5 protein-coding genes are annotated in these 6876 nt (G+C 72.5%); 3 read left to right on the top strand and 2 right to left on the bottom strand.

Annotation, left to right across the window (positions count from 1 at the left end; genetic code table 11):
• Positions 1-248: 248 nt before the first annotated feature.
• The 3 genes from MTQ10_RS25600 (at position 249) to MTQ10_RS31545 (ending at position 4238) form a co-directional block, all read left to right on the top strand.
• Positions 249-644 (top strand): nitroreductase/quinone reductase family protein, encoded by a 396-nt coding sequence (locus tag MTQ10_RS25600; protein ID WP_247472524.1) that lies wholly within the window; start codon positions 249-251, stop codon positions 642-644.
• A gap of 200 nt (positions 645-844) precedes the next feature.
• Complete coding sequence (locus MTQ10_RS25595) at positions 845-3799, top strand: AfsR/SARP family transcriptional regulator (protein ID WP_247472523.1); 2955 nt, start codon at positions 845-847, stop codon at positions 3797-3799.
• 202 nt (positions 3800-4001) lie between these two features.
• Positions 4002-4238 (top strand): sigma-like protein, encoded by a 237-nt coding sequence (locus MTQ10_RS31545; RefSeq protein ID WP_308404601.1) that lies wholly within the window; start codon positions 4002-4004, stop codon positions 4236-4238.
• Between the two features lie 626 nt (positions 4239-4864).
• Here the strand turns inward: MTQ10_RS31545 and MTQ10_RS25585 are convergent.
• Entirely contained in the window at positions 4865-5455 is a 591-nt protein-coding gene (locus MTQ10_RS25585; RefSeq protein ID WP_247472522.1) for a hypothetical protein, read from the bottom strand.
• 179 nt (positions 5456-5634) lie between these two features.
• On the bottom strand, positions 5635-6876 hold a 1242-nt coding region (locus MTQ10_RS25580; protein ID WP_247472521.1), incomplete at its 5' end, for an outer membrane protein assembly factor BamB family protein.

The following is a 6876-nucleotide window of genomic DNA, read 5'->3' as shown; positions in this document are numbered from 1 at the left end:
AGCGACGGGAGCGGGCGTACGGAGCGAGGGGGTCGTACGCGAAGGTTTCACGCGGAAGGCACACGAGGCGCACAAAAAAAGGGGGGCGCACAGGCCGCCCGGCCCGTACCGGACAACCGCCGTCCGGTTCAGGTCACGACCCGTCCACAGTCGCCCTCCCCCGCTCCCCCGGCGCCCGCGCCCGGGGGACGATGGAGGGGACGGTCCCGCCGCCGGGCGAGGACCGACCGCCTTGGGAGGAAGCGCCGTTGTCCCGCATCGCCGACCTACGGTTCCGTGCCGCCACCGCCTTCCAGCGGCACATCGGCAACCCCGTGCTGCGCCGGCTGCCGCTACAGACGGTGCTGGAGACCCGCGGCCGGGTCTCCGGACTGCCCCGGCCGACGCCCGTCGGGGGCAGGCGGGTGGGGAACTCCTTCTGGCTGGTGTCGGAGTTCGGGGAGAAGTCCCAGTACGTCCGCAACATCGAAGCCGACCCACGGGTCCGGGTCCGCATCCGCGGGCGCTGGCACACCGGCACCGCACATCTGATGCCCGACGACGACCCGGTGGCTCGGCTGCGCACCCTGCCCCGCCTCAACAGCATGGGCGTACGGGTGTTCGGCACGGACCTGCTGACGGTCCGGGTCGATCTGGACGATTGAGGGGGCCTTCCACGGGGTCTTCCACAGGTTGGGCGGTGTCGTGCGGATATGGGGAGACGGTGTGGGGGGTCTGTGCCCACCCGTGCGAGGGTCGGTCATCTCGCGTGTGCGTGGCTGTGATCGGCATCTCGCCTGGCTGACGGGCCCGCGTTCGACAAGGCAAACTGACAGGGTGGCTCAGGTTGTCTAGGGGGACGGCGATGGACGGAGTACCGCGAGTGCCGCAGCAGAGGCGTCCTGACTCCGGGGCAGAGGCGGACCCGGCGAGACTGCGCTTCTGCGTGCTCGGGCCGGTGCGCGCCTGGCGCGGCGAGGAACCGCTGCCCACCGGTTCCCCACAGCAACGCGCCCTGCTCGCCGCGCTGCTGCTGCGCGAGGGCCGCACCGCGACCGCCGCCGAGCTGATCGACGCCCTGTGGGGCGAGGAGCCGCCGCAGCAGGCCCTCGCGGCGGTACGCACCTACGCCTCCCGGCTGCGCAAGGCACTCGACCCCGGGGTGCTGGTGAGCGAGTCCGGCGGATACGCCGTACGCGGGCTCGGTGACGGCGCCCTGGACGTGACCACCGCCCAGGACCTCGCCGCCCAGGCGGAGAAGGCCCGCGCGGCCGGAGACCTGTGCCGGGCACGGGAACTGCTCGGCGAGGCGCTGGCGCTGTGGGACGGCGAGGCCCTCGCGGGCGTACCCGGGCCGTACGCGGAGACACAGCGCGTCCGTCTGGAGGAATGGCGGCTGCAACTCCTCGAGACCCGGCTCGACATGGACCTCGAACAGGGCTGCCACGCCGAAACGGTGTCGGAACTGACCGCGCTGACCGCCGCGCACCCCCTGCGGGAACGCCTGCGGGAGCTGCTGATGCTCGCCCTCTACCGCAGCGGACGGCAGGCCGAGGCCCTCGCCGTGTACGCCGACACACGACGCCTCCTCGCCGACGAACTGGGCGTCGACCCCCGCCCCGGCCTGCGCGAACTGCAAGAACGCATCCTGCGCGCCGACCCCGGCCTGGCCGAACCCGCAGCGCCCTCCGAGAAGCCGGCGGTCGCCGCGGTACGCCCCGCCCAACTCCCGGCCACCGTGCCCGACTTCACCGGCCGCGCCGCCTTCGTCCGGGAACTGAGCGACATCCTCGCCACCGCCGAAGGCAAGGTCATGGCGGTGTCCGCCCTCGCCGGCATCGGCGGCGTCGGCAAGACCACCCTCGCCGTGCACATCGCCCACCAGGCGCGCGCCGCGTTCCCCGACGGACAGTTGTACGTCGACCTCCAGGGCGCGGGCCCGCGCGCCGCCGAACCCGAGACCGTCCTCGGCTCCTTCCTGCGCGCCCTCGGCACCGCCGACTCCGCGATACCCGACACACTGGAGGAGCGGGCGGCGCTGTACCGCTCCGTCCTCGACGGCCGCCGCGTCCTCGTCCTCCTCGACAACGCCAAGGACGCCGCGCAGGTACGGCCCCTGCTGCCCGGCACCGAGGGCTGCGCCGCGCTCGTCACGTCCCGCGTCCGCATGGTCGACCTCGCCGGCGCCCATCTCGTCGACCTCGATGTGATGTCCCCCGACGAGGCGCTCGCGCTGTTCACGAAGATCGTCGGCGAGGAACGCGTCGCCTCCGAGCGGGAAGCCGCCCTCGACGTCGTCGCCGCCTGCGGATTCCTCCCCCTCGCCATCCGCATCGCCGCGTCCCGGCTGGCCTCCCGCCGCACCTGGACCGTGTCCGTCCTCGCCGCCAAGCTCGCCGACGAACGCCGCCGCCTCGACGAACTCCAGGCCGGCGACCTCGCCGTCAAGGCCACCTTCGAACTCGGCTACGGCGCCCTCGATCCCGCCCAGGCCCGCGCCTTCCGCCTCCTCGGCCTCGCCGACGGCCCCGACATCTCCCTGGCCGCCGCGGCAGCCGTACTCGACCTCGACGAGGAAGCCACCGAGGACCTGCTGGAGTCACTCGTCGACACGTCCCTCCTCGAATCGGCGGCCCCCGGCCGCTACCGCTTCCACGACCTCGTCCGGCTCTACGCGCGTGCCTGCGCCGAACGCGACGAACAGCCCGCCGAGGAACGGGAAGCGGCCATGTCCCGCCTGCTCGACTTCTACCTGGCCACGGCGGCGGGGGTCTACGCGATCGAACGGCCGGGCGACCGGACCGTGGAGCACCTGGAGCAGAGCCGGCGCGCCGGGCGGACCTTCACCGAAGCGTCGGAGGCACTGGACTGGCTGCACACCGAAGCCGACTGCCTGCTGGCCTGCGCCCAGCAGTCCCTCCAGGGACCGGCACTGCGACGAGCCGTGGACCTCCTGCTCGCCGCCAAGGACCTCGCCGAGTCCGGGGTCAGCTCACTTCGGTACGAAAGAGTCACCCTCGCGGCCTGCACCGCCGCCCAGGAAGCGGGCGACGCCCACGCGGAAGGCCGCGCCCGCGTCACACTCACCCAAGTGCTCAGCAACGCCGGGCGTTTCGAACAGGCCGAGAAGGAAGCACGCCGGGCCGTCGACCTCGCGGCTGACTCCCAGGACCCCTGGACCGGCAGCAACGCCCTCAACGAACTCGGCATCATCGCCAACTGCACCAACCGGTACGCCGACGGGGAGACCCACCTCATCCGCGCGATCGAGGCCTTCCGGGCCGACGGCAACCGGCCCGGCGAGGCGAGCGCACTGTGCAACCTGTCCCGGGTCCTCGCCCCCATGGGCCATCTGTCCCGGGCCGTCGAACTCGCCCGCGAGGGCACCCGCATCTACGACGAACTCGGCCTGACCGTCCGCCTGGCCAACGCCCGGTACGCCCTGGGGATCGTACTGACCCAGTCCGGACGGCTCGCCGAGGCGATGCAGGAACTCTCCCAGGCCGTCACCATCTTCGCCGACAACCGTCAGCGCCTGTGGGAAGGCACCACACACTTCCGCATCGCCCAGGTGCACCTCCTGGCCCACCGGCCGGCCCAAGCGGCACAGCACGCCGAGCAGGCCCTGGCGACCGGATGCATCGGCGGCGACTGGATGCGCGGCAACGCCCTCACCCTCCTCGGCAAGGCACTCCACGCCCTCAACCAGTCCGACCGGGCCCGCGCGTGCTGGCGGGACGCACTGGCCATCTACGATGCGGCAGCAGCCCCCGAAGCGGCGGAGGTCCGTGCCCTGCTGACCCCGCTCGCCGCGGCCTGAACCGGTTTCGGCCGCACGTTCATCGAACGTTTATGGCCGCCTGCCAGTCTTCCGTTGTCGACCCGTCGTGTCGGGGGGCAGACGGATCGTCACGGGCCTCGCCACTACAGTGAGCGCCCCGGAACACCTGTTCGGCGGCCCTCGGGGGAGTTGCCGAGCGGGTGTTCCCTCTCTACGAGCTTGGTTCAACGGGAGTTTGATCATGAGTGACGCTACGAAGGACGAGAACGTGGCCCCGGCGGGGCAGGGCCACGCCGTCGAGGGCAAGAACGCCGATGAGACTGTCACCACCATGGACAGCCACTCCCCGACGCCGCCGCCCGGCGACGACACGATCACCACGATGGACAGCCACTCTCCCGCGCCGCCGCGCGACGGCACGGTGACGACGATGGACAGCCACTCCCCGGTCCCGCCCGCCCTGGGCGGCGGCAAGTAGGCCTCATCCCGGCGGGGATCGGCCGCGGCGGCGCGGAGGGGGAGCCGTCGCGGCCGAGGACTTGCCCGCGGTGCCGCAGGGGGATGCAAGGGGGAGGCACACGCGGGCAGCGCCGCCGGTTCGGGGGAACCGGCGGCGCTCACGCATGTTTTCCACAGCCCTGAGCAGCGCCGGCGGAATCAGCGCACAGTGGAGAGGTGAAGCGTACGGATCTGAGCGCGCTCACCGAAGGCGGCCTACCGCTCACCTTCCGCGCCCTGCGGGCCGTGTGCAGCGCGCCCACCCTGCGCCGACGGCTGCGCGCGGAGGGCTGGGTGCGCATCCGGCGCGGCATCCGGGCCGAGCCGGGGCGCGCCCTCGACCCGACGACACGACTCCGGGCCGTGCAGCCGGCCGATCCCCGGCTGGTGGTCAGCCACGGGTCGGCGGCGGGGCTATGGCCTGTCGAGACGGTGGGTGCAGGTGGGGGCCGGGGCTGCGGGAGTGAGGGCTGCGGGAGCGGGGGTGGTGGCGGCAGCAGTCATGAGAGGGGCGCTGCGAAGTCGCACGCCGCCCGTCCGTCCGGCGTGCACAGGAGGCGAGAAGGCGCCGGCTCCCGGCCGACCGGACCGCTCGACGCCGACCCCCTACGCCCCCACCGGCGTCGCCAGTTCCGGGACTTTGCAGCGGGCCACCTTGGAGGGGCTCGCGCCGACGTTTTCCTTCACTGTCACCGTTTCGCCTGCCGGGACGTCCACCGTGTCCTTCTCCGTGTCGATGGCCTTGCCCTTCCTGTCCAGGAAGCTGACCATCAGTTCGAAGGAGCCTGCCGTGTCGTTGGGGTTGTGCAACTGGACCGTGGCGTACGGGGTCTTCTTCGACGCGCAGCTCACCAGCGTGACCACGGCCTCGTACATATTCGTCGGGGACGGGGTGGGCGTCGCCGTCTCCTCGTAGTCCCCGCTGCTGCCGTTGCTGCCGGTGCCGTAGTCGTCATCGTCGTCGTAGTCGTAGTGGCTTCTGTGGCTGGAGTCGTGGTCCTGCTTGGAGCTGCTGCACCCACCACCGCCCCCTCCCCTGCTGCCGCGGCTCTTGCTGGTGCGGCTGCCGGACTTGCTGCCCGACTTGCCGCTCGAGCCGCCCGAGCTGCTGTGGCTGCTCGTGGAGAAGCCAGTGAGGGCGAGGACGACCAGGGCCGCCACCGCCACGAGTTTGAAGTTGTGCCCCCTTCTCTGCATGCCGCCCACCCTAGGGCGGGCCGGTCACAGGGTTGTCACCGTGTCGCGACCGGGGTGTACCGGGCGTAGCGTCAGAGGTGGGAGTGACGTACGGGGGCTCGCTCCCCGTGGACGACGGCCGCCGTCTGGATCCCCCCTTCCGTGCGCCCGGTACGACGGCCGTCCCCTTGCCCCACCGCTCAAGCCGACCGCGCCGTCCCCGTGCCCTTCTCCGCGTCCAGGGCGTACACGCAGCGGTCCTTGCTGCATGCGTACACCACGCCGTCGCGGACGACCGGGGAGCCGGTGATCTCGCCGCCAGTGGCGAGTTTCCAGCGGAGGCGGCCGTCGTCGGCCTTGAGGGTGTACAGCAGGTGGTCGGTGGAGCCGAAGTGGATGCGGCCCTCGGCGACGGCGGGGGAGCCGACGATGTCGCCGCCCGCCTGGAAGCGCCACTTGGGGGTGCCGGTGACGGCGTCGAGGGTGTAGAGGCCTCGGCCGCTGCCTACGTGGACGTGGCCGGCTGCGACGAGGACGGGTTCGACGGAGGCGCGGGACTCGGTGGCGATGCGCCAGCGGTCGCGGCCGTCGGTGGCGTCGAGGGCGTAGACGGTGCCGAGGTAGTCGGCGAGGTAGACGCCGCCGCCGGTGACGGCGGGGCCGGGGACGAAGGTGGGCGGGCAGAGGAAGACGGCGGGGGCCTCGAAGTGCCAGCGCACCATGCCGCTCGCGACGTCGACGGCGAGGACGCGGGTGCCGGCGGAGATGTAGGCGTAGCCGTCGGGGGCCTGGGTGACGCGGACGGGGACGCCGCCGCAGGAGGCGGCGTCGCCGATGGGGTACGACCAGCGTTCGTCGCCGGTGCGGGCGTCGAGGGCGCGCAGGCGGGCGTCCTGCCAGACGTAGACGGTGCCGTCGTGGAGGGCGGGGCCGGCCTCGGGGGACTCGAAGTCGGTCTGGCAGCCGGTGAGCTCCCACAGTTTCTGCCCGTTGGAGGCTTCCCAGGCCTGGACGCCGCCACCGCGGGTGCCGGTGACGACGGTGCCGCGGTCGGCTTTGAGGGAGTACACCCAGGCGTCGGTCTGCAGCCGCCACAGGTCGCCGCCCTCGCGGGCGTCGAGGGCGTAGAGGGTGGGCCCGTCGGAGGCGTGGATACGGCCGTCGGCGACGGCCATGGACCAGGCGACGTCGCGGGTCTTGAAGCGTCGGCGGCCGGTGGCGACGTCGAGGGCGTGCACCTCGAAGGAGGTGACGTAGACGAGGTCGCCGCCGACGGCGGGGGTGCCCCATACGTCGTTGGACATGCGGAATCGCCAGGGCCGCCAGCCGGTGTGCTGGGGCTCGGTGGGCGCGGCCGGTGGCGACGTCGAGGGCGTGCACCTCGAAGGAGGTGACGTAGACGAGGTCGCCGCCGACGGCGGGGGTGCCCCATACGTCGTTGG

The organism is Streptomyces sp. XM83C (genome assembly GCF_023072675.1).
Classification (GTDB): Bacteria; Actinomycetota; Actinomycetes; order Streptomycetales; family Streptomycetaceae; genus Streptomyces; species Streptomyces thermocoprophilus.
The sequence above is the reverse complement of the archived record's forward strand: the minus strand, read 5'-3'. Positions and strand labels throughout refer to the sequence as shown.